This window comes from Variovorax sp. GW822-FHT04E09 (assembly GCF_058800845.1).
Genome location: NZ_JBXAMR010000001.1, coordinates 223,718 through 243,048 on the forward strand (window position 1 = coordinate 223,718; position 19,331 = coordinate 243,048).

Below are 19,331 nucleotides of genomic sequence, written 5' to 3' on the forward strand. Positions count from 1 at the left end.
CTGTCAGTTCTTGGCGCGCCACTGCTCGCGCCAGAGACGATCGAGCTGCCCCGCGAACTGCGGCGAGGGGCCGCCCAGGAGCTGGTTCTGCCCGTTGCGTTGCACCAGGCCGTAGAGCCGGCCCGAGCCCTGGTCGTACAGCGCGATCGCGTTGTGGTCGTAGCAGTCGTGCGGCTTGCAGAAGGCGTGCAGCAGGTAGCGCGTGCCGTCCACCGTCACCCATTGCGGCTCGGGCGACGGGCCTTCGCGGCGCACCAGCCAGCGCTCGGTTTCGCGCGCGCCCAGCGCGGCGCGCCAAGCCTTGTCCATCGCGGGACCCCGGGCGAGGGCGGCCGGGCTGCCCGTGGCCGGTGCCGGCGGCTTGGGGGCGGCGGCTGCGGGTTCGGCGGGCGACGCCGCGGCGCGCGCCGCACCATCGCAGCGCCAGTAGCGCTGCCTCATCAGCTCCGGCCCCAGCTGGCCCATGACCGGCTTGTCGGCCTTCAGCGTGATCGACTGGCCGCGCGCATCGCGAAAGACCAGGAAATTCATCATCGCGTTGTCGCCCTTGCCCACGCGGCTCATCAGCGCCACATCGAAGTTCGGCGGCGGCGCCTGGTTGCCGAAGAAGCTGTGCGCCGTGTCCGGCTGGCGGCCGACGACGCGGCGCTTGCCGCGCTCGGCGATCAGCATGTCCTCGCGCACCTGCAGCGTCGGTGCCGCCGCGTCGGCGCAATTGGTGGACCAGCGTCCGCCGTAGAGCGCCATCGTCTCGGGCGGCAGCACGCCGTCGCGCGACCAGGCGGCGCCCGCGCTGCACAGCGCTGCGAGGAAGAGGAGGGCGGCGGAAGGCGTCTTCTTGAAAGTCGTTGTCGTCGTCATGTGCGAGGTGGTGTGATGCCGCTCAGGCGGTCTTGGGGGCCGGCGTCTTGGGCTTGAACGAGCAGAAGGTGGAGACCGCGCATTCCCAGCAGCGCGGCTTGCGCGCCACGCAGACATAGCGCCCGTGCAGGATCAGCCAGTGGTGCGCGTGCAGGCGGAATTCGGGTGGGATGCGCTTTTCGAGCTTGAGTTCCACGTCCAGCGGCGTCTTGCCGGGTGCGAGTCCGGTGCGATTGCCGATGCGGAAGATGTGCGTGTCGACCGCGATGGTCTCCTCGCCGAAGGCCACGTTGAGCACCACGTTGGCCGTCTTGCGCCCCACGCCCGGCAGCGCTTCGAGCTCGGCGCGCGTGCGCGGCACTTCGCCGCCATGCAGCTCGACCAGCATGCGGCAGGCCTCGATCAGGTGCTTGGCCTTGCTGCGGTACAGCCCGATCGTCTTGATGTACGACTCCAGCCCTTCCACTCCGAGGTCGAGGATCGCCTGCGGCGTGTTCGCCACCGGATACAGCCGGCGCGTCGCCTTGTTCACCCCCACGTCGGTGGCCTGCGCCGACAGCAGCACGGCGGCCAGCAGTTCGAAGGGCGTGGTGTATTCGAGCTCCGTGCGCGGCTCGGGGTTGGCGGCCTGCAGGGTGGCGAAGAAGAGGGGGATGTCGGATTTTTTCATGGGGCCTTCGTGGAATTCTGTGCCTGGTCGAGACCGGCCTCGAAGCGCATGCATTGCGCCCTCACGCCCGCCTCGACGGCGTGCCATACCGGCTCGGGGAAGTCCGGTGGCAGTTCCTTCTCGACCCGCTGCAACGCGAGCGGCGCATCAGCGACCAGGCTGCACAAGGTGTCGAAGGCATCGGGCACGCCCGATTGGGCTGCGAGCGCCTGCCAGTGGCGTGTCTGGATGCTCTGCAGCGTGTAGTGGGCATTCTTGCCGCGCAGGGCCATCGCAAGGCGCGCCTTGTGCGCGGACACGAGGGTGGGCCCATTGCCGATGATGGGCCACATCGACAGCATGTCGTACAGCGGCGTCATGTCGTAGCCGCCTCCTCGGCGCAGGAAGATCGAATAATTCTTGGCGTGCCCGTCCGTCGCAGCCAGCAGCCAGAACGCCAGTTGCACGCGCACGAAGATGGCCTTGTCCTTTCGTGCATCGCTGCTGCCCGCGAGCAGCGACAGGCATTGCCGGATGCCCGGTCCGCCGTCGCTCTCGTATTTCAGCGTTGCGGGCAGTCCGCTGGCCTGGCAGAAGTCTTCCTGGGGCAGGCGCGCGATCCAACGACCTTGGTCCATCCAGCGACGGTCGAAGCGCTCGACCACCAGTGCCTTCTGGTCGCCGAAACGGCCGATGGCGGTCGGGGCCACATCGAAGCCGAAGGCCGTCATCAGCCGCGCACAGAGCCACTCGTTCTCCACGGAGTGGGTCATGTCCGCGCGCATGTTGCCGACCAGCCCGAGCGGCAGCTTGAGGATGTGCGTGGTCGGCGTGGCGCCGTGCGGGCGGTGCCATCGATCGCCGATGCGCAGCAATGCGGTCTTTTCCTGTGCGCCCGCGATCGAGATGCGAAAGTCGTCGTCGGCAGCATCGTCGCGTTGCCCAAGCACCGGATCGCTGGTGACATTGCGCAGCAGTTGCGCCACGCGGTCTTCCGTCAGGGCTTCACTGTCGACGCGGTCGAAGGGCTCCGGTGTCTGGCCGGCAGGGAGCAGTTGCACGGCGCCGACACAGTCGCGCCCGATGGCCGCGAGCAGGTCGGCGGCCTCGATGCTGGCCGTGCGAAAACGCCGGCGCAGACGTTCGCGGATGCGGTCGCTGTCGGGCAGGAGGTTGTCGAAGTAGTTCTCGACCGCGGGACCCCGCAGTTCTTTCTCGCCGTGCGGGATCGGCAGCGACAGCGACAGCGCACGCACGTTGGGCGAGCGTAGCCACGCGTCGTCGTAGCGCAGGGCCGGCACGCCGGTTCGTGTCCAGAACCAGGCGCCGACGTACTCGCCGTTCATCCAGATGTCGAGCGCGGGATGGGCCATGGGCGGCGGCTACCAGTCGGCGGCGCCCGGTGCGGCGCTGGGGGAGGCCTTGTCGGCGGAGGTCAGCAGCAGGCGCGTATCGAGCGCATGCAGCACCTCGAGCAGCTGGGCCACGTTGACCGCGCCCGGATTCTTTTCGATGTCGGCCATGCGGGTCTGGCCGACGCCGATCAGCGCCCCGAGCTGCGCCTGTGTCAGCCGGCGGGCCTTGCGCAGCGACTTCAGGTGTGCGGAAAGCTGGGTCGGAGAATGTATGAGGGAGTCCATCGTTTACCGCCTTGAGGTGGTAAATACAAATTATCGTCTTTGGGCGATATTGTCAATATATCGTTGAAAGGTGATAAATCTACGCAGTTTTATTGCCTGCTGCTTTCGCGACAATGACGCCCAGAAAGTGAGACTGACCATGCAATTCGCCTCCCGCCTCGACAACGTCGAAACCTCCGCCATCCGCGAACTCTTCAAGCTGCTGGGCAAGCCCGGCATCATCAGTTTTGCGGGCGGCTTTCCCGACAGCGCCATGTTCGACGTCGAGGGCCTGAAGGAGGCGAGCCAGAAGGCGCTGGCCGAAGAGCCCGGCGCGGCCTTGCAATATGGCGCCACCGAAGGCTACGAGCCGCTGCGCAACCAGCTCAGTTCCTTCATGAAGACCAAGGGCGTCGACGTGGACCCCAGCGGCCTCATCGTCACCACCGGCAGCCAGCAGGCGCTCGACTTGCTCGGCAAAACCATGATCTCGCCCGGTGACAAGGTGATCGTCGAAGGCCCGACCTTCCTGGCCACCATCCAGTGCTTTCGCCTGTACGGCGCGCAGCTCATCAGCGCGCCCATTGACGCCAACGGCGTGAAGACCGATGAGCTCGAGAAGCTCATCGCTGAGCACAAGCCGAAGTTCGTCTACCTGATCCCCACCTTCGGCAACCCCAGCGGCGCCATGCTGAGCCTGGAGCGCCGCAAGAAGGTGCTCGAGCTGGCCGTGAAGTACCAGACGCTGATCGTCGAGGACGACCCCTACGGCGACCTGTACTTCGGCGAAGCGCCGCCGCCGTCGATCATGTCGCTGAGCAAGGATGTGCCTGGCAGCCGCGAGCTGCTGGCGCATTGCGGCAGCCTGAGCAAGGTGCTCAGCCCCGGCCTGCGCATCGGCTGGATGATCGCGCCGCCCGAGCTGCTGGCCAAGGCGACGATGTGCAAGCAGTTCAGCGACGCCCACACCAGCACCTTCGCGCAGGCCACGGCCGCGCAGTACCTCAAGAGCGGCCGCATGCCCGGCACGCTGGCGCATGTGCGCGAGGTCTACGGCCAGCGCGCGCAGGCCATGGGCGCCGCGCTGGCGCGCGAGCTGGGCGATGCGGTGAGCTTCACGCAGCCCAACGGCGGTTTGTTCTTCTGGGCGCGCCTGACGGGCGCCAACGGCAAGCTGGCCGATGCCAACGAGCTGGCCAAGCGTGCGATCGAGAAGCTGGTGGCCTTCGTGCCCGGCGCGCCGTTCTTCGCCGAGAAGCCCGATGTGGCGACACTGCGCCTGAGCTTTGCCACGGCCGACATCGAGAAGATCGAAGAGGGCGTGAAGCGCCTCGGCCAGGCCCTGTAACGCCGACGTTCAGGGGGACCGGTGCAGCCGGGGCGCTGCCAGCAGGTCCAGGTTGTCTGAAATGGCCGCATCCACGTTCGGATAGCGGCCTTTCATTTTGGAGAGCGTCATGATGGTCTGCAGCGCCTTCAGATCCTTGACCGAGGGCGCGACCTTGATCTGCGCAATGGCCGCCGGGGCGTTGCCGCCGTTCACCAATGCCATCACCTTGCTTGCCCAGTCGTTTGCGCGTGCCATGTCTTCACCTGCTTTCCATTTGAACCGCCGACTTTACACAGCGGGTTACCATCACCCATGAGAAAAACCTTCCAGCTTCAGGTCGAGGGCAAGCACCCCGACCGTCTCCTCGAAGCCGTCAAGCACGAGATCCGCAAGTACATCAAGCGCGAGCGCCGCCGCGACCTGCCCGAAGGCGCCGACTTCTGGGACTTCGACTGCCGGTTCGGCAGCGCCCAGGAATCCGCCGAAACCATCTACCTCACGGCCATCACCGGCCTCATCGACGGTGTGGTGAAAGAGGGCGGCAAGCAGTTCTACATCGAGATCCTGGCCAAGCCCGGCAAGCGCCAGCCGCGGCCCGCGGGTGCCGCCGATCGCACCACCGAGAACGACGAGGAATAAGCCTTCGTCAGATCAGCGCCTGCGCCAGCCGCAGGCCATGCCGCTGCTCCGCTTCCTGCAGCGAGCGCGCAATCGACGGGTGCAGCCGCACCCCGTTCGCCGATTGCGCTTCCCGACGCTTCAACCCGCCTTCACCCGGCAGCCGCACAGGCCTGGCCGGGTCGATGGGCGCGTTGTTGCGGCACTTTTCGGCCACGTGGTCCATCTGGCGCAGGAAGGCGGCCTTGCCGCCGAAGGCGTTCAGGTCGTGCAGTGTGAGGTGCACCGTCGCGCCCCAGCCTTCGGGCGGGTCGGCGCGGCCGTGGCCCGCGAGGCCGGCCGTGAGCGTCTCGACCAGCAGCGCCATGCCGTAGCCCTTGTGGCCATGGCTCAGGCCGCCCACGGGCAGCAGCGTGCCGGGCGGCTGGTCGAACAGCACCTGCGGGTTGTTCGACGGCTTGCCTGATGCATCGATGAGCCATTCCTCGGCGAAGGTCTCGCCGGCCGCGCGCTTGCGGTTGCTCATGCCGTTGGTGGTGATCGAGGCCGAGATGTCGACCATCACGCCGCCCTGCGACAGCGGAAAGCCCATCGCCAGCGGGTTCGGCGTGAACACGGCCTGCGTGCCGCCGAAGGGCGCGACGCTGGCGGTGTTGGGGTCGGAGCAGGCCAGCAGCATCAGCATGTCTTCCTGCAGCGCGCGCAGCATGTAGACGGCGAGGCAGGCGATGTGGTGGCTGCGGCGGATCACGAGCGAGGCGGTGCCCAGTTCGCGCGCACGCGGCACCAGCAGGTCCATGCCCTGGTCCATGAGCCAGGGCCCGGGCAGGCGCTTGCCATCCCACAGCACGGCGGCGGGGCGGTCGGACAGCACCTCGGGCGCACCGTCGCGCGTCATGCCGCCCGATTCGATTTCTTTCACATAGCCGGCCAGCAGCGCGAGGCCGTGCGTGTCGTGGCCCAGCAGGTCGCCTTCGACCAGCGTGCGCGCCACGCTGTCGGCCATCGAGGCCGCGAGCCCCGCTTTCTGCAGCAGGGCGCTGGCGTAGTCGCGCAGCGCGTCGGCGCGGTACAGCGGGGCGGCGTCTGTCATTTCAGGATCTCCAGCACGCGGTCGAGCCCGCCTTGGTTGATCGCCACCATGGCCTGCTCGCGCACCTTCGGCTTGGCGTGATAGGCCACCGACAGCCCGGCCTCGCCCATCATCGGCAGGTCGTTGGCACCGTCGCCCACGGCGATGGTTTCCTGCGGCGAGATGCCCATGAGCGAGGCCACTTCGAGCAGCGTGCGGCGCTTTTCGGCGCCGTCGCAGATGTCGCCCCAGCTTTGCGTCACGACCTGGCCGGTGAGCTGGCCGTCGGCTTCGTCGAGCAGGTTGGAGCGCGCGAAGTCGATGCCCAGGCGGTCCTTCACGCGGTTGGCGAAGAAGGTGAAGCCGCCCGACACCAGCAGCACCTTGAGGCCGGCCTTCTTGCAGGCCGCCACTAGTTCGGTGGCGCCGGGGTTGAGCTTCAGGCGCTCGTCGTACACCTGCTGCAGCGCGGCCACGGGCACGCCCTGCAGCAGCGCCACGCGGCGGCGCAGGCTTTCCTTGAAGTCCTTGATCTCGCCGCGCATCGTGGCCTCGGTGATCGCGGCCACCTCGGCCTTCTTGCCGACGGCATCGGCGATCTCGTCGATGCACTCGATGTTGATCAGCGTCGAGTCCATGTCGAACGCGATCAGCTTGAAATCGGCGAGCTTCAGCGGCGGCTTCACGCGCTGTAGGACGAGGCCGGGGGAGATTTCAGTCGTAGCGCTCATGCGGGGGCGGTTTCCTTGACGAGGGGTTGTCCGAGGCTGCGCAGCACGTCGCGCACCATCTGGGCGCGGTCCTTCGGCTCCTTGAGTTCGCGCTCGATGCGCAGCTTCTCGTTGCCGGCGAGCTTGATGTGCTTGTTCTTCTGGATCAACTGGATGATGGCCATGCCGTCCACCGGCGCGTCCTTGCGGAAGGTGATGTTGATGATGCCCGGCGCCGCGTCGACCTTGACCACGCCGTAGGGCCGCGCGAGCACGCGCAGGCGGTGCGTGTCGATCAGCGTCTGCGCCTGCGGCGGCAGCTTGCCGAAGCGGTCGACGATTTCTTCCAGCAGCGTGTCGATCTGGTCCGGGTTCTTCGCGGTGGCGAGCTTCTTGTAGAACGACAGCCGCAGGTGCACGTCGCCACAGTAATCGTCGGGCAGCAGGGCCGGGGCGTGCAGGTTGATCTCGGTGGTGACCGACAGCGGCGAGAGCAGGTCGGGCTCCTGCCCGGCCTTCAGCGAGCGCACGGCTTCACTGAGCATCTCGTTGTAGAGCTGGAAGCCGATCTCCATCATGTTGCCGCTCTGGTTCTCGCCGAGCACTTCGCCCGTGCCGCGAATCTCCAGGTCGTGCATCGCCAGGTAGAAGCCCGAGCCCAGTTCTTCCATCTGCTGGATCGCCTCGAGCCGCTGCGAGGCCTGCTTGGTCAGGCCCTCGGTGTCGGGCACCATGAGGTAGGCATAGGCCTGGTGGTGCGAGCGACCGACGCGGCCGCGCAGCTGGTGCAGCTGCGCCAGGCCGAACTTGTCGGCGCGGCTCATCACGATGGTGTTGGCGGTGGGCACGTCGATGCCGGTCTCGATGATGGTCGAGCACAGCAGCATGTTGTAGCGCTGGGCCACGAAGTCGCGCATCACGCGCTCCAGCTCGCGCTCGGGCATCTGGCCATGGGCCACGGCGATGCGGGCCTCGGGCAGGATTTCTTCGAGCTTCTGGCGCCGGTTCTCGATGGTCTCGACCTCGTTGTGCAGGAAGTAGACCTGGCCGCCGCGCTTCAATTCGCGCAGCACGGCTTCGCGGATCACGCCGGTGCCCTCGTTGCGCACGAAGGTCTTGATGGCCAGCCGGCGCTGCGGCGCGGTGGCGATCACGCTCAGGTCGCGCAGGCCTTCGAGCGCCATGCCCAGCGTGCGCGGAATCGGCGTGGCGGTGAGCGTGAGCACGTCGACCTCGGCGCGCATCGCCTTCATCGCCTCCTTGTGGCGCACGCCGAAACGGTGCTCCTCGTCGATGATGAGCAGGCCCAGGTTCTTGAACTTGACCGACTGCGAGAGCAGCTTGTGCGTGCCGACCACGATGTCGACCTGGCCCTCGGCCAGGCCCTTGGCGGCGGCGGTGATTTCCTTGGCGGAGCGGAAGCGGCTCATCTCGGCCACCTTCACCGGCCACTTGGCAAAGCGGTCGACCAGCGTCTGGTAGTGCTGCTCGGCCAGCAGCGTGGTCGGCGCGAGAAACGCCACCTGCTTGCCGCCGGTGACGGCGATGAAGGCGGCGCGCAGCGCGACCTCGGTCTTGCCGAAGCCCACGTCGCCGCACACGAGGCGGTCCATCGGCTGGGGCGAGATCATGTCCTGCACCACGGCGTGGATGGCGGCCTTCTGGTCGGCGGTTTCCTGGAAGCCGAAGTCGTTGGCGAACACCTCGTAGTCGGCCGGCGAGTAGCGGAAGGCGTGGCCCTCGCGCGCGGCGCGGCGGGCGTAGATGTTGAGCAGCTCGGCGGCCGAGTCGCGCACCTGTTCGGCGGCCTTGCGCTTGGCCTTTTCCCACTGGCCGGAGCCCAGCTTGTGCAGCGGCGCCTCGTCGGCGCTCACGCCGGTGTAGCGGCTGATCTGGTGCAGCTGGCTCACGGGCACGTAGAGCGTGGCCTTGTCGGCGTACTCCAGGTGCAGCATTTCCTGCAGCAGCGGCTTGCCGTCGGCGCCCGTGCCCTGGCCCAGGTCCATGTGGATCAGGCCGCGGTAGCGGCCGATGCCGTGCGCGCTGTGCACCACCGGGTCGCCCACGTTGAGTTCGGACAGGTCCTTGATCAGCGCTTCGACGTCGCTGACCTGTTCCTGCTTCTTGTTGCGCCGGCGCGTGGTGGGCGCGGTGGCGAACAGCTCGGTCTCGGTGACGAAGTCGATCGCCTGTTCGCGCCATGCGAAGCCCGAGGCCAGCGCGGCGGTGGCGATGCCGATCTTTTCGTCGCCCGAGGCTTCGAACTCGGCCAGCGAGTCGAAGGCCGGCGGGTTCACGCCGCTGGCGCGCAGGAAGTCGAGCAGGCTCTCGCGGCGGCCGTCGCTCTCGGCGATGAGCAGCACGCGGTGCGGCGTGGCGGCGATGTGGGCCTTCAGGCCGACCAGCGGGTCTTCGGCGCCGCGCACGACGGCAAAGGGCGGCAGCTTGTCGAACTCGGCGTAGGGGGCGTCGGTGGCGATGTCGCCACGGATGGCGAGCTGCGCATGCGGCTTGGCGCGCTGGTAGAACTGCTCGGCGTTGAGGAACAGCGCCTCGGGCGGCAGCGCGGGGCGCTCGGGGTCGCCCTGCACCAGGCGGTAGCGCTCGTTGGTGTCCTGCCAGAAGTGCTGGAACGCGGGTTCGAGGTCGCCGTGCAGCACGACGGTGGCGTCGGGGCCGAGGTAGTCGAACACCGTGGCCGTCTCGTCGAAGAACAGCGGCAGGTAGTACTCGATGCCGGCGGTGGCCACGCCGTTGCCCATGTCCTTGTAGATGCGGCTCTTGGTCGGGTCGCCCTCGAGCAGTTCGCGCCAGCGGCTGCGAAAGCGCGCGCGGGCGTCGTCGTCCATCGGGAACTCGCGGCCCGGCAGCAGGCGCACCTCGGGCACGGGGTACAGGCTGCGCTGGGTGTCGGGGTCGAAGGTGCGGATGGAGTCGATCTCGTCGTCGAACAGGTCGACACGGAACGGCACCGGCGAGCCCATCGGGAACAGGTCGATCAGGCCGCCGCGCACCGCGTACTCGCCCGGGCTCACCACCTGCGTCACATGGCTGTAGCCGGCCAGCGTGAGCTGCGCCTTGAGCTTGGACTCCTGCAGCTTCTGCTTGGCCTTGAACTGGAAGGTGTAGCCGGCCAGGAAGGCGGGCGGCGCCAGCCGGTACAGCGCGGTGGTGGCGGGCACCAGCACCACGTCGGCCTCCTTCTGGCTGATGCGCCACAGCGTGGCCAGGCGCTCGCTGATCAGGTCCTGGTGCGGCGAGAAGCTGTCGTAGGGCAGCGTTTCCCAGTCGGGGAACAGGGCGCAGCGCAGCTCGGGGGCGAAGAAGGCGATTTCGTCGATGAGCCGCTGGGCGTCGTTCGCGTCGGCGGTGAACATCGCGGTGGCGCGACCCGCGGCCTTCTCGCGCATGCCGAGCTGGGCCAGCATCAGCGCGTCGGCGGACAACGGGGGACGCGGCAGCGTGAAACGCTTGCCCGCCGGGAGAAGGGGGAGGTCCATGGAGCGGTTCGAAAAATGCACGACACCCCGCGCCGGACGGCGAGGGGTGTGCGAATGTCAATTCTAGAATGGCGGCCCCTTATCCGCTTGTCGGCCATCGGCCCGTGCCGCACCCTCCATGTCTTCTTCCCGTTTCTACGTGCTGATCCCGTGTGCCGGTTCCGGCCACCGCGCCGGCGGCGCGCAGCCCAAGCAGTACCGGCGCCTGGCGGGCCAGTCGATGGTGGCCCACACGGTGGACGCGTTTCGCGCGCTGGCCGGGCGTTTCGCGGGCGTGGCCGTGGTGGTGTCGCCCGACGACCGCGAGGTGCAGACGGCGCTGCCGCGCTTCCCGGTGACCGGCGAATACCTGCTGCGCGTGGGCGGCCTGACGCGCGCCGCCTCGGTGCGCAACGGCCTGGCGGCGCTGCGCCAGAAGGGCGCCGGGCCGCACGACTGGGTGCTGGTGCACGACGCGGCGCGCTGCCTGGTCACGTCCAGCCAGATCGAGGCGCTCATCGCCGCCTGCGAGCACGATGCCGTCGGCGGCCTGCTGGCGCAGCGGCTGGCCGACACGCTGAAGGTCTCGTCGACCGACAGCCGCTCGACCCAGACCCTGCCGCGCGCCGACAAGTGGCTGGCCCAGACGCCGCAGATGTTCCGCATCGGCATGCTGCTCGACGCGCTGGAGCGCGTGGGCGACGTGGTGACCGACGAGGCCAGCGCCATCGAGACCCTCGGCCTGGCGCCGCTGCTGGTGCCCGGCAGCGCGCAGAACTTCAAGGTCACCTTCCCCGAAGATTTCGCACTGGCCGAGGCGGTGCTGCTCGGCCGCAAGAAGGCCATGGCATGACGACGACACCGTTCAACATCCGCATCGGCGAAGGCTGGGACGTTCACCAGCTGGTGGCGGGGCGCAAGCTCATCCTGGGTGGCATCGAGGTGCCGCACACCACCGGCCTGCTCGGGCATTCGGACGCCGACGTGCTGCTGCACGCCATCACCGACGCGCTGCTCGGCGGGGCCGGGCTGGGCGACATCGGCCGGCATTTTCCCGACACCGACGCCCAGTTCCGCGGCGCCGATTCGGCCGTGCTGCTGGCCGAGGCGGCGCGTCGCGTGCGGGCCGCCGGCTGGGAAATCGGCAACGTCGACAGCACCGTGATCGCGCAGGCGCCCAAGCTGGCGCCGCACATCCCGGCCATGTGCCAGCGCATCGCCGACACGCTGGGCATCGCGCTCGATCAGGTCAATGTGAAAGCCAAGACGGCCGAGAAGCTCGGCCCGGTGGGCGAGGGCCGGGCGATGGAAGCCCGCGCCGCGGTGCTGCTGCACCGCTGACGCGCGTCCTCAGGCGACCTGCTTCTTGCCCGGCACCTCGCCGGGCTTGCTGCTGCCCGCCGGCATCGCGCGCGGCATCCGGATGTGGGCCGCGAGGCCCCGGCCCGGCGTGCTGGTGAGCGCGAAGGTGCCGCCCATGCGCTCGATGTTCTTCGCCACGATCGACAGCCCCAGGCCGGCGCCGGCCGCCGAGGTGCGCGCTGCGTCGCCGCGGAAGAAGGGCTTGGTCAGCTGCACGAGCAGGGCGGGCTCGACGCCCGCGCCGTGGTCGCGCACCTTGATCAGCACCGCGTCGTTGTTGGCCTGCGCCTGGATCGTGACGTCGGCCACGCCCGTCGACGGCGTCTTGCCGTAGCGCCGGGCGTTCTCGACCAGGTTGGAGATCACGCGCGTGAGCTCCACCTCGTCGCCCATCACCTTCAGGTCGGCGGGCACGTCGACGTGGATGTTCATCTCTTCGTAGTCCTGTACGGCGTAGGTGCAGGCGTCGATCACGTCGCGCAGCAGCACGGGGCGCTGGTCGACGTGGTCGGGGCGGGCGTAGTCGAGGAACTTGTCGATGATCGCGTCGAGCTGCGCGATGTCGGCGGCCATGTGGTCGCGCGCGTCTTCGTCGGCCACGCTCATCTCGGTTTCGAGCCGCAGCCGCGCGAGCGGCGTGCGCAGGTCGTGCGAGATGCCGGCCAGCATGATGGCGCGGTCCTGCTCGATCTTGGCGAGCTGGTCGGCCATGCGGTTGAAGCCGATGTTCACCGCGCGGATTTCGTTGGTGCGGGCACGCTCGTCGAGCCGGTGCGCCTCGTACTCGCCCTCGCGCACCTGCAAGGTGGCGCGCGACAGCTGCTTGAGCGGCAGGTTGATGAGCCGCGTGATCAGCGCCGCGCCGGCGAGCGACAGCGCCATTGCCGTGCTGAGCCAGACCAGCCAAGTGCGCCCGCCCACGCGGCTGAAGCGCGTGGGGTCGAGCAGCAGCCAGTAGGTGTCGCTCTCGATGGTGAAGCCGATCCACAGGCCCGGCTCGTCGTTCACGCGGCTGGCGACGGTGGTGCCTTCGCCGAGCTGGGCGATCAGCTCTTCGGTGACGCGCTCGTCGAGCGCGCCGCTGGTGTAGGGCTGGAAGCGGTCGTTGGGCTCGCGCGGCAGGATGCGCACGCCTTCCTGGTCGGCCAGCGTCTTGATCAGCGAGACCCGCGTGATCGCGTCCGAGTACACGAGCGCCGCGCGCGTGAGGTTCACGAGCGAGGCGATCTGGTGTCCGGTCTGGATGGCGCGTGGCTCGTACTCGAGCGAGCGGAAGGTCTGCAGCCACGCGACCGTGCAGCCGATCAGCAGCAGTGCGAGCAGGAAGAAGGTGCGCCAGAAAAGGCTGAAACCCAGCTTGAGGCCGGGGCGGCGGTCACGCTGCGCGCTCGCTTCGAGCGGGCTCGGCATCGTGACCTGCGCACCGTCCTCCTGGGCCGGGTCAGGTCGGGCGGAATGGAGGCCGATGGCCACCTCTCAGCGGGTCGTCAGGCCGTGCCGTCCGGCACGAACACGTAGCCCACGCCCCAGACGGTCTGGATGTAGCGCGGCGCCGCGGCGTCGGACTCGACCAGCTTGCGCAGGCGCGAGATCTGCACGTCCAGGCTGCGGTCGAAGGGCTCGAATTCGCGGCCGCGTGCCAGCTGGGCCAGCTTTTCGCGCGACAGCGGCTGGCGCGGGTGGCGCACCAGCGCCTTCAGCATCGCGAACTCGCCGGTGGTCAGCGAGAGTTCTTCGCCGTCCTTCTTCAGGGTGCGCGAGCCGAGGTCGAAGGCGAACGGGCCGAAAGTGACGGTCTCGTTCTCGGTGGAGGGGGCGCCGGGCGCCTCGAGCGGCGGACGGCGGCGCAGCACAGCGTGCACGCGGGCCAGCAGTTCGCGCGGGTTGAAGGGCTTGCCGAGGTAGTCGTCGGCGCCGACTTCGAGACCGACGATGCGGTCCACGTCCTCACCCTTGGCGGTGAGCATGATGATCGGCGTGCGGTCGTTGGCGGCACGCAGACGGCGGCACACGGAGAGGCCGTCTTCGCCGGGCATCATCAGGTCGAGCACGATCAGGTCGACCGTGTCGCGCAACAGGATGCGGTTGAGCGCCTTGCCGTCCTCGGCCACGATCACTTCGAATCCTTCCTGCGTCAGGTAGCGGCGCAGCAGGTCGCGGATGCGGGCGTCGTCGTCGACGATCACGATCTTGTCGGTGCGAGCGGGAACTTGAGTCATTTCTACAACGTTGAATTTGTAACAGCGCCGATTCTGAAGGCGTTAGGACCCCATTGCTGCCGAATTCCGTAGTGGTTGACACTAAGTTACACAACTTGCGGCCGCTCGCCGTCTGGTCATCCGGGCTTTGCCCGGCGGTGGCACAGTCCGTGCTGCCTTATGACGATTGCGCGATGAGACCTTCTTTTTCTGCCTTGCCTCTGCTTTTTTTCGCATGCGCCTGTGGTGCGACGTCCGTCGCTTCCGAAGGGTTTTTGCGGGTCAGTGAAGGGCGCCGCAGCGAAGTGCGCGATGCCGTGGCCGCGCACCGGGCGGCCCAGCGGGAAGAGCAGCGCCGCGGCGAAGCGCTGGCGGGGCGTCGTCTCACGGCGGGCGAACTCTTCGAGCTGAGGCAGCAGGTCCGGGGGCAGTGGGTGCCTGCGGGAACGGGTGTTCTTCTGAATTCGGCAGAATCACAGCCTGCCGAGCGCATCGTGCCGGTACCGCAGCCCGTCGCCAGTCCGCAAACCGCGCCGCGCAGCCTGCGCCACTGAAGAAGAAGGCGCGGGCGAGGGCTTTTCCTCGCATCCACCAGGGAGAAATCTGTCTTGAAGACTGTTCAATTGATCGCGGCCTGCGCCGCGCTGACCTTTGCCGGCGCCGCCTTGGCCCAGAATGCCGTCATGCCTGCTCCACAAAACGTGCTCCAGCTGTCGGCCTCCGGCACCGTCGAAGTTCAGCAAGACCTGCTGAGCATGACCCTCATCACCACGCGCGACGCCGCCGAGGCGGGCACCGTGCAGACCCAGCTCAAGACGGCGCTGGACGCCGCGCTGGCCGAGGCCAAGAAGAATGCGCAGCCGGGCCAGCTCGACGTGCGCACCGGCAACTTCAGCCTTTCGCCGCGCTACACCAAGGACGGCAAGATCAACGGCTGGCAGGGGTCGACCGAGCTCGTGCTCGAAGGCCGCGACTTCGCGCGCATCACCCAGACGGCCGGGCGCATCAGCACGCTCAGCGTGGGCAACGTCGGTTTCGGCCTGAGCCGCGAACAGCGCGCCAAGACCGAGACCGAGGCGCAGAACATCGCCATCGACAACTTCAAGCAGAAGGCCGGCGAGTTGGCCAAGGGCTTCGGCTTCGGCGGCTACACGCTGCGCGAGGTGTCGGTGAACGCGAACGACAGCGGCCCGATCCGTCCGCGCGTGATGGGCATGCAGGCCAAGTCGTTCTCGGCCGCCGATTCGGCCGTGCCGGTGGAAGCGGGCAAGACCAGCGTGGTCGTGAACGTCTCCGGCTCGGTGCAGCTCAAGTAAGAAGGCAAAGAGCGCAGCGCCGGCGAGCGAGTGCCGCCGGCGTTTTTTCGTTGTCTCTGTTTATTTACTGAGCCGTCCAGCCGCCATCCATGGCCCAGGCGACGCCCCGCACCTGATCGGCCGCGGGAGAGCTCAGGAAGACGGCCAGCCCGCCCAGTTGCTCGACCGTCGTGAACTGCAGCGAGGGCTGCTTTTCCCCCAGCAATTCGTTCTGCGCCTGGAGGGCTGAAATGCCTTCGCGGGCCGCGCGGTCGTCGATCTGCTTTTGCACCAGCGCCGTGAGCACCCAGCCCGGGCTGATCGCGTTGCAGGTGACGCCGGTGGTGGCGGTTTCGAGCGCCACCGACTTGGTCAGGCCGACGATGCCGTGCTTGGCTGCGACATAGGCGGACTTCTGCGCCGAGGCCACGAGCCCGTGCGCCGACGCCACGTTGATGATGCGGCCCCAGTTGGCCTCGCGCATCGCGGGGATCGCCAGGCGCGTCGTGTGGAAGGCGCTCGTGAGGTTGATCGCGAGGATCGCGTCCCAACGTTCGGTCGGGAAGTCCTCGACCTTGGCCACGTGCTGGATGCCGGCGTTGTTGACGAGGATGTCGACGCGGCCGAACTTCGACGCCGCGAACTTCATCATGTCCTCGATCTGGTCGGGCTTGCTCATGTCGGCCCCGTGGTACTCGGTGCGCACGCCGAGCGCCTCGATCTGGGCCTTGGGAGTGTCGGCGTCGCCGAAGCCGTTGAGCACGATGTGTGCGCCCTGTTGGGCCAACGCCTTGGCGATGGCGAAGCCAATGCCACTGGTGGACCCCGTGACAAGCGCGGTTTTGCCTTTGAGCATGAAGATCAATCTCCGGATGAATTAGGATGCAACGAGACCATTATCCGCACCCGAACCCCTCCGTTTCCATGACAGAACCGACCCTTCACGACGTGGCCTGCAACGACGCCCAGGGCGGTCATCGCATGGCCTATTGGCAATGGGGTGACGCGCAGAGCGCACATGTCGTGATCTGCGTGCACGGGCTGACCCGTCAGGGGCGCGATTTCGACGTGCTCGCGCAGGCCATCGTGGCGCGCGCGGGCGGCGACGTGCGCGTGGTCTGCCCCGACGTGGTCGGGCGCGGGCGCAGCGACTGGCTGCGCGATCCCGCTTTCTATCAAGTGCCCGTGTATGCCGCAGACATGGTGACGCTGATCGCGCAGTTGCATGGCGAGCATCCCATCGACACGCTCGACTACGTCGGCACCAGCATGGGCGGGCTGATCGGCTTCGTGCTGGCCGGTCACAAGGAGCTGCCGCTGCCACGGCCCATTCGCCGTTTCGTCGCGAACGATGTCGGTCCCACGGTCGAGCCCGCTGCCATCCAGCGCATCGGCGCGTATGTGGGCAAGAGCGGCCAGTTTCCGAGCGTGCAGGCCGCGGCCGACGCGATGTGGGCCCTGTCGACCACGTTCGGGCCGCACACGCCCGAGCAGTGGCGCGCGCTGTCGCAGCACATGGTGGTGCCGGCGTCCGAGCGCAGCGTCGACGGTGCCGCCAAGACCGCCAGCGCCGGCGCGGTGGGCGAGGGCGCCTGGGTGCTGCACTACGACCCGGCCATCGGCGTGCCGCTGCGCGCCATCACGCCCGAGATCGCGGCGCAGGGCGGGGCGGTGATGTGGAGCCTGTACGACGCCATCGAGGCGCGCGCGCTGCTCACGCGCGGCGCGGTGTCCGACCTGCTGTCGCCCGAGACGGCGGCGGCGATGACGCAGCGCGGGCCGCGTGCCACGCTCGTCGAGTTCGAGGGCGTGGGGCACGCGCCGACTTTCGTCGATCCCGCACAGGTCGCCGTCGTCACGAATTTCCTGTTCGATTGAGGGCATCGTGAAGCGAGAGTCTGCGAACCTTCAGACGGCACCCCTGTCCGACGGCGTCATGGTCGATTACCCGCTGTCGGCCGCCACGGCCGACCGCTCGCCGGTCATGGAGAACATGCTGGCGCGCGCCCGCGCGTTCGCCGAGCCGCTGATCGCCGACGAAAAGCTCGACACCGGCGAGAACACGCTGGCGCACGCCGATGCGGTGGCCGCCATCGTTGCGAAGATGGGCGGCTCCGAGGCGATGCAGGCCGCGAGCTACCTCGTGTATTCCTGCCAGCACCTGAACCGCCCGCAGGAAGTGATCGCCAAGGTCTTCGGCGACAACTTCGCAGCGCTCGCGGTCGAGACCACCAAGCTCGTGCGCGTGCAGGAGCAGGCACGCACCGCCTCGCAAGGGCACCACGCCGAAGGCGCCGGCGCGCAGACCGAGAACGTGCGCAAGATGCTGCTGGCGTTTTCGCGCGACCTGCGCGTGGTCATGCTGCGGCTGGCCTCGCGCCTGCAGACGCTGCGGCACGCGGCAGCCAGCAAGCAGCCCGCGCCCGAGAGCGTGGCGCGCGAGTCGCTGCAGGTGTTTGCGCCGCTCGCGAACCGGCTGGGCATCTGGCAGGTGAAGTGGGAGATCGAAGACCTCTCGTTCCGCTTTCTCGAGCCCGAAACCTACAAACTGATCGCCCGCCTGCTCGACGAGAAGCGCATCGAGCGCGAAGGCCACGTCGAGCAGTTGCGCTCGCAGCTGGAGCACGAACTGCAGGCCGAAGGCGTCAAGGCCACGGTGCAGGGACGCCCGAAGAACATCTACAGCATCGTCAAGAAGATGCGCGGCAAGTCGCTCGACTTCGAGCAGGTCTTCGACATCCTCGCGCTGCGCGTGGTGGTGCCGGACGTGAAGGACTGCTATGCCGCGCTGGCCTGGGTGCACTCGCACTTCCAGCCCATCGACGAAGAGTTCGACGACTACATCGCACGGCCCAAGCCCAACGGCTACCAGTCGCTGCACACGGTGGTGCGCGAGATCGTCGACGGCAAGGTGGGCAAGCCGATCGAGATCCAGATCCGCACCGAGGAAATGCACGACCACGCCGAACATGGCGTGGCCGCGCACTGGGCTTACAAGGAAGCGGGCCACAAGGGCTACGCCGGTGTCTGGGCGAGCGGCGAGTACGACGCCAAGATCGCCGTGCTGCGCCAGCTGCTGGCCTGGGAACGCGACCTGTCGGGTGGGTTGCAGGGGCAGGGGCTGTTCGACGACCGCATCTATGTGCTCACGCCCGATGCCGCCATCGTCGAGTTGCCGCAGGGCGCCACGCCGGTCGACTTCGCCTACACGGTGCACACGACGCTGGGGCATCGCTGCCGCGGTGCGCGTGTCGATGGCGCGATGGTGCCGCTGAACACGCCGCTGTCGAACGGGCAGACGGTCGAGATCATGGCGGCCAAGGAAGGCGGTCCGTCGCGCGACTGGCTGAATGCGGAGCTCGGTTATCTGGCGAGCCACCGCGCACGCGCGAAGGTGCGCGCCTGGTTCAACGCACAGATCACGCACGAGACCGTGGCGCGTGGACGCGAAGCCGTCGAGAAGCTGCTGCAGCGCGAAGGCAAGACGGCCATGCGGCTCGAAGACCTGGCTTCGCAGCTTGGCTTCAAGTCGGCGGACCATCTGTTCGAGGTGGTCGGCAAGGACGAGTTTTCGCTGCGCAACATCGAGACGCTGCTGCGTCCGCCCGAGCCGGCACTGAATCCCGACGACGGCGTGCAGATCAAGAAGGCGCGCGGCAGCGAGAAGTCGGGCAAGGGCGGCGTGCTCGTGGTGGGCGTGTCGTCGCTGATGACGCAGCTTGCCAAGTGCTGCAAGCCGGCGCCACCGGATGCCATCCGTGGCTTCGTCACACGTGGCCATGGCGTCAGCGTGCATCGCGCGGATTGCAGCAACTTCCGCACGATGGCCGCGAAGGACGGCGAACGCGTGATCGATGTCGAATGGGGCCTGCCGAAGAAGGGCGCCGATGCACCGGTCTATGCAGTCGACGTGGCAGTGGAAGCGGCCGACCGCCAAGGTTTGCTGCGCGATATCTCCGATGTCTTTGCGCGCGAGAAGATGAACGTGATCGGCGTGCAGACGCAGTCGATCAAGGGCACGGCGTGGATGACGTTCACCGTGGAAATCGCCGATGCCGCGCGTTTGACGCAGGTGTTGAGTGTGGTGACTGCAGTGACTGGTGTGCGATCTGCACGTCGGCGCTGAAAAGGGCCATTT

At 67.9% G+C, this 19,331-nt stretch carries 19 protein-coding genes; 8 read left to right on the forward strand and 11 right to left on the reverse strand.

Going from position 1 to position 19,331, the window contains the following annotated elements:
* Positions 1 to 3: 3 nt before the first annotated feature.
* From AC1RL8_RS01070 to AC1RL8_RS01085, 4 genes are read right to left on the reverse strand one after another with little or no spacing between them, the layout of a single operon-like run.
* A complete protein-coding gene (locus AC1RL8_RS01070) occupies positions 4 to 861 on the reverse strand; it encodes an Ivy family c-type lysozyme inhibitor (protein WP_492685562.1) in 858 nt (285 codons plus the stop codon).
* A gap of 22 nt (positions 862 to 883) precedes the next feature.
* A complete protein-coding gene (nth, locus tag AC1RL8_RS01075) occupies positions 884 to 1,531 on the reverse strand; it encodes an endonuclease III (RefSeq protein ID WP_095745121.1) in 648 nt (215 codons plus the stop codon).
* Positions 1,528 to 2,883: a type II toxin-antitoxin system HipA family toxin gene (locus AC1RL8_RS01080; RefSeq protein WP_492685563.1), complete on the reverse strand. Its 1,356-nt coding sequence runs from the start codon at positions 2,881 to 2,883 to the stop codon at positions 1,528 to 1,530. Before AC1RL8_RS01080 ends, nth begins: the two co-directional genes overlap by 4 nt.
* A gap of 9 nt (positions 2,884 to 2,892) precedes the next feature.
* Positions 2,893 to 3,150, reverse strand: coding sequence for a helix-turn-helix domain-containing protein (locus AC1RL8_RS01085; protein ID WP_492685564.1), 258 nt, complete (start codon positions 3,148 to 3,150; stop codon positions 2,893 to 2,895).
* 139 nt (positions 3,151 to 3,289) lie between these two features.
* On the opposite strand from AC1RL8_RS01085, the gene AC1RL8_RS01090 reads away from it, so the two are divergent.
* Positions 3,290 to 4,477, forward strand: coding sequence for an aminotransferase-like domain-containing protein (locus tag AC1RL8_RS01090; protein WP_492685565.1), 1,188 nt, complete (start codon positions 3,290 to 3,292; stop codon positions 4,475 to 4,477).
* Positions 4,478 to 4,486: 9 nt separating this feature from the next.
* Here the strand turns inward: AC1RL8_RS01090 and AC1RL8_RS01095 are convergent, their stop codons facing one another.
* A complete protein-coding gene (locus AC1RL8_RS01095) occupies positions 4,487 to 4,714 on the reverse strand; it encodes a hypothetical protein (protein WP_013541760.1) in 228 nt (75 codons plus the stop codon).
* Positions 4,715 to 4,771: 57 nt separating this feature from the next.
* On the opposite strand from AC1RL8_RS01095, the gene AC1RL8_RS01100 reads away from it, so the two are divergent.
* A complete protein-coding gene (locus tag AC1RL8_RS01100; RefSeq protein WP_492685566.1) occupies positions 4,772 to 5,098 on the forward strand; it encodes a DUF6172 family protein in 327 nt (108 codons plus the stop codon).
* Positions 5,099 to 5,105: 7 nt separating this feature from the next.
* On the opposite strand, the gene AC1RL8_RS01105 is transcribed toward AC1RL8_RS01100, so the two are convergent.
* The 3 genes from AC1RL8_RS01105 to mfd are packed head-to-tail and all read right to left on the reverse strand — an operon-like array spanning position 5,106 to position 10,359.
* The gene (locus AC1RL8_RS01105) at positions 5,106 to 6,170 is read right to left on the reverse strand and encodes an Ldh family oxidoreductase (RefSeq protein WP_492685567.1); all 1,065 of its coding nucleotides are present in this window, start codon (positions 6,168 to 6,170) and stop codon (positions 5,106 to 5,108) included.
* On the reverse strand, positions 6,167 to 6,880 hold the full coding sequence (gene serB, locus AC1RL8_RS01110; protein ID WP_492685568.1) for a phosphoserine phosphatase SerB: 714 nt from the start codon (positions 6,878 to 6,880) through the stop codon (positions 6,167 to 6,169). The genes AC1RL8_RS01105 and serB overlap by 4 nt, the downstream gene beginning before the upstream one ends.
* Positions 6,877 to 10,359 (reverse strand): transcription-repair coupling factor, encoded by a 3,483-nt coding sequence (gene mfd, locus AC1RL8_RS01115; RefSeq protein WP_070060516.1) that lies wholly within the window; start codon positions 10,357 to 10,359, stop codon positions 6,877 to 6,879. Before mfd ends, serB begins: the two co-directional genes overlap by 4 nt.
* Before the next feature lie 118 nt (positions 10,360 to 10,477).
* On the opposite strand from mfd, the gene ispD reads away from it, so the two are divergent.
* Both ispD and ispF read left to right on the forward strand, forming a co-directional pair.
* Positions 10,478 to 11,191: a 2-C-methyl-D-erythritol 4-phosphate cytidylyltransferase gene (gene ispD / locus AC1RL8_RS01120; RefSeq protein WP_062480715.1), complete on the forward strand. Its 714-nt coding sequence runs from the start codon at positions 10,478 to 10,480 to the stop codon at positions 11,189 to 11,191.
* On the forward strand, positions 11,188 to 11,679 hold the full coding sequence (gene ispF, locus AC1RL8_RS01125) for a 2-C-methyl-D-erythritol 2,4-cyclodiphosphate synthase (RefSeq protein ID WP_070060518.1): 492 nt from the start codon (positions 11,188 to 11,190) through the stop codon (positions 11,677 to 11,679). Before ispD ends, ispF begins: the two co-directional genes overlap by 4 nt.
* A gap of 9 nt (positions 11,680 to 11,688) precedes the next feature.
* Here ispF and AC1RL8_RS01130 read toward each other — a convergent pair whose 3' ends face one another.
* Both AC1RL8_RS01130 and ompR read right to left on the reverse strand, forming a co-directional pair.
* On the reverse strand, positions 11,689 to 13,110 hold the full coding sequence (locus AC1RL8_RS01130) for a sensor histidine kinase (protein ID WP_062480711.1): 1,422 nt from the start codon (positions 13,108 to 13,110) through the stop codon (positions 11,689 to 11,691).
* 77 nt (positions 13,111 to 13,187) lie between these two features.
* Entirely contained in the window at positions 13,188 to 13,919 is a 732-nt protein-coding gene (ompR, locus tag AC1RL8_RS01135) for an osmolarity response regulator transcription factor OmpR (RefSeq protein ID WP_007837017.1), read from the reverse strand.
* 95 nt (positions 13,920 to 14,014) lie between these two features.
* Here ompR and AC1RL8_RS01140 point away from each other — a divergent pair, with 95 nt between their 5' ends.
* Together AC1RL8_RS01140 and AC1RL8_RS01145 are read left to right on the forward strand one after the other, a co-directional pair.
* Complete coding sequence (locus AC1RL8_RS01140) at positions 14,015 to 14,452, forward strand: hypothetical protein (protein ID WP_223301309.1); 438 nt, start codon at positions 14,015 to 14,017, stop codon at positions 14,450 to 14,452.
* A 54-nt stretch (positions 14,453 to 14,506) separates the two neighbouring features.
* Positions 14,507 to 15,214 (forward strand): SIMPL domain-containing protein, encoded by a 708-nt coding sequence (locus AC1RL8_RS01145; RefSeq protein ID WP_492685569.1) that lies wholly within the window; start codon positions 14,507 to 14,509, stop codon positions 15,212 to 15,214.
* A 64-nt stretch (positions 15,215 to 15,278) separates the two neighbouring features.
* Here the strand turns inward: AC1RL8_RS01145 and AC1RL8_RS01150 are convergent, their stop codons facing one another.
* Entirely contained in the window at positions 15,279 to 16,049 is a 771-nt protein-coding gene (locus AC1RL8_RS01150; RefSeq protein ID WP_492685570.1) for a 3-hydroxybutyrate dehydrogenase, read from the reverse strand.
* A gap of 68 nt (positions 16,050 to 16,117) precedes the next feature.
* Here AC1RL8_RS01150 and AC1RL8_RS01155 point away from each other — a divergent pair, with 68 nt between their 5' ends.
* The gene (locus tag AC1RL8_RS01155; protein WP_492685571.1) at positions 16,118 to 17,071 is read left to right on the forward strand and encodes an alpha/beta fold hydrolase; all 954 of its coding nucleotides are present in this window, start codon (positions 16,118 to 16,120) and stop codon (positions 17,069 to 17,071) included.
* A 58-nt stretch (positions 17,072 to 17,129) separates the two neighbouring features.
* A complete protein-coding gene (locus tag AC1RL8_RS01160) occupies positions 17,130 to 19,319 on the forward strand; it encodes a RelA/SpoT family protein (protein WP_062480706.1) in 2,190 nt (729 codons plus the stop codon).
* Positions 19,320 to 19,331: the final 12 nt, after the last annotated feature.

What these genes read in the sequence shown, in the direction of transcription:
- ispF (WP_070060518.1), top strand. Translation starts at nt 11,188, where the DNA reads ATGACGACGACACCGTTCAACATCCGCATCGGCGAAGGCTGGGACGTT.
- AC1RL8_RS01085 (WP_492685564.1), bottom strand. Translation starts at nt 3,150, where the DNA reads ATGGACTCCCTCATACATTCTCCGACCCAGCTTTCCGCACACCTGAAG.
- AC1RL8_RS01155 (WP_492685571.1), top strand. Translation starts at nt 16,118, where the DNA reads ATGACAGAACCGACCCTTCACGACGTGGCCTGCAACGACGCCCAGGGC.
- ispD (WP_062480715.1), top strand. Translation starts at nt 10,478, where the DNA reads ATGTCTTCTTCCCGTTTCTACGTGCTGATCCCGTGTGCCGGTTCCGGC.
- AC1RL8_RS01080 (WP_492685563.1), bottom strand. Translation starts at nt 2,883, where the DNA reads ATGGCCCATCCCGCGCTCGACATCTGGATGAACGGCGAGTACGTCGGC.
- ompR (WP_007837017.1), bottom strand. Translation starts at nt 13,919, where the DNA reads ATGACTCAAGTTCCCGCTCGCACCGACAAGATCGTGATCGTCGACGAC.
- AC1RL8_RS01160 (WP_062480706.1), top strand. Translation starts at nt 17,130, where the DNA reads ATGGTCGATTACCCGCTGTCGGCCGCCACGGCCGACCGCTCGCCGGTC.
- AC1RL8_RS01150 (WP_492685570.1), bottom strand. Translation starts at nt 16,049, where the DNA reads ATGCTCAAAGGCAAAACCGCGCTTGTCACGGGGTCCACCAGTGGCATT.
- AC1RL8_RS01095 (WP_013541760.1), bottom strand. Translation starts at nt 4,714, where the DNA reads ATGGCACGCGCAAACGACTGGGCAAGCAAGGTGATGGCATTGGTGAAC.
- AC1RL8_RS01090 (WP_492685565.1), top strand. Translation starts at nt 3,290, where the DNA reads ATGCAATTCGCCTCCCGCCTCGACAACGTCGAAACCTCCGCCATCCGC.
- serB (WP_492685568.1), bottom strand. Translation starts at nt 6,880, where the DNA reads ATGAGCGCTACGACTGAAATCTCCCCCGGCCTCGTCCTACAGCGCGTG.
- nth (WP_095745121.1), bottom strand. Translation starts at nt 1,531, where the DNA reads ATGAAAAAATCCGACATCCCCCTCTTCTTCGCCACCCTGCAGGCCGCC.
- AC1RL8_RS01070 (WP_492685562.1), bottom strand. Translation starts at nt 861, where the DNA reads ATGACGACGACAACGACTTTCAAGAAGACGCCTTCCGCCGCCCTCCTC.
- mfd (WP_070060516.1), bottom strand. Translation starts at nt 10,359, where the DNA reads ATGGACCTCCCCCTTCTCCCGGCGGGCAAGCGTTTCACGCTGCCGCGT.
- AC1RL8_RS01100 (WP_492685566.1), top strand. Translation starts at nt 4,772, where the DNA reads ATGAGAAAAACCTTCCAGCTTCAGGTCGAGGGCAAGCACCCCGACCGT.
- AC1RL8_RS01130 (WP_062480711.1), bottom strand. Translation starts at nt 13,110, where the DNA reads ATGCCGAGCCCGCTCGAAGCGAGCGCGCAGCGTGACCGCCGCCCCGGC.
- AC1RL8_RS01105 (WP_492685567.1), bottom strand. Translation starts at nt 6,170, where the DNA reads ATGACAGACGCCGCCCCGCTGTACCGCGCCGACGCGCTGCGCGACTAC.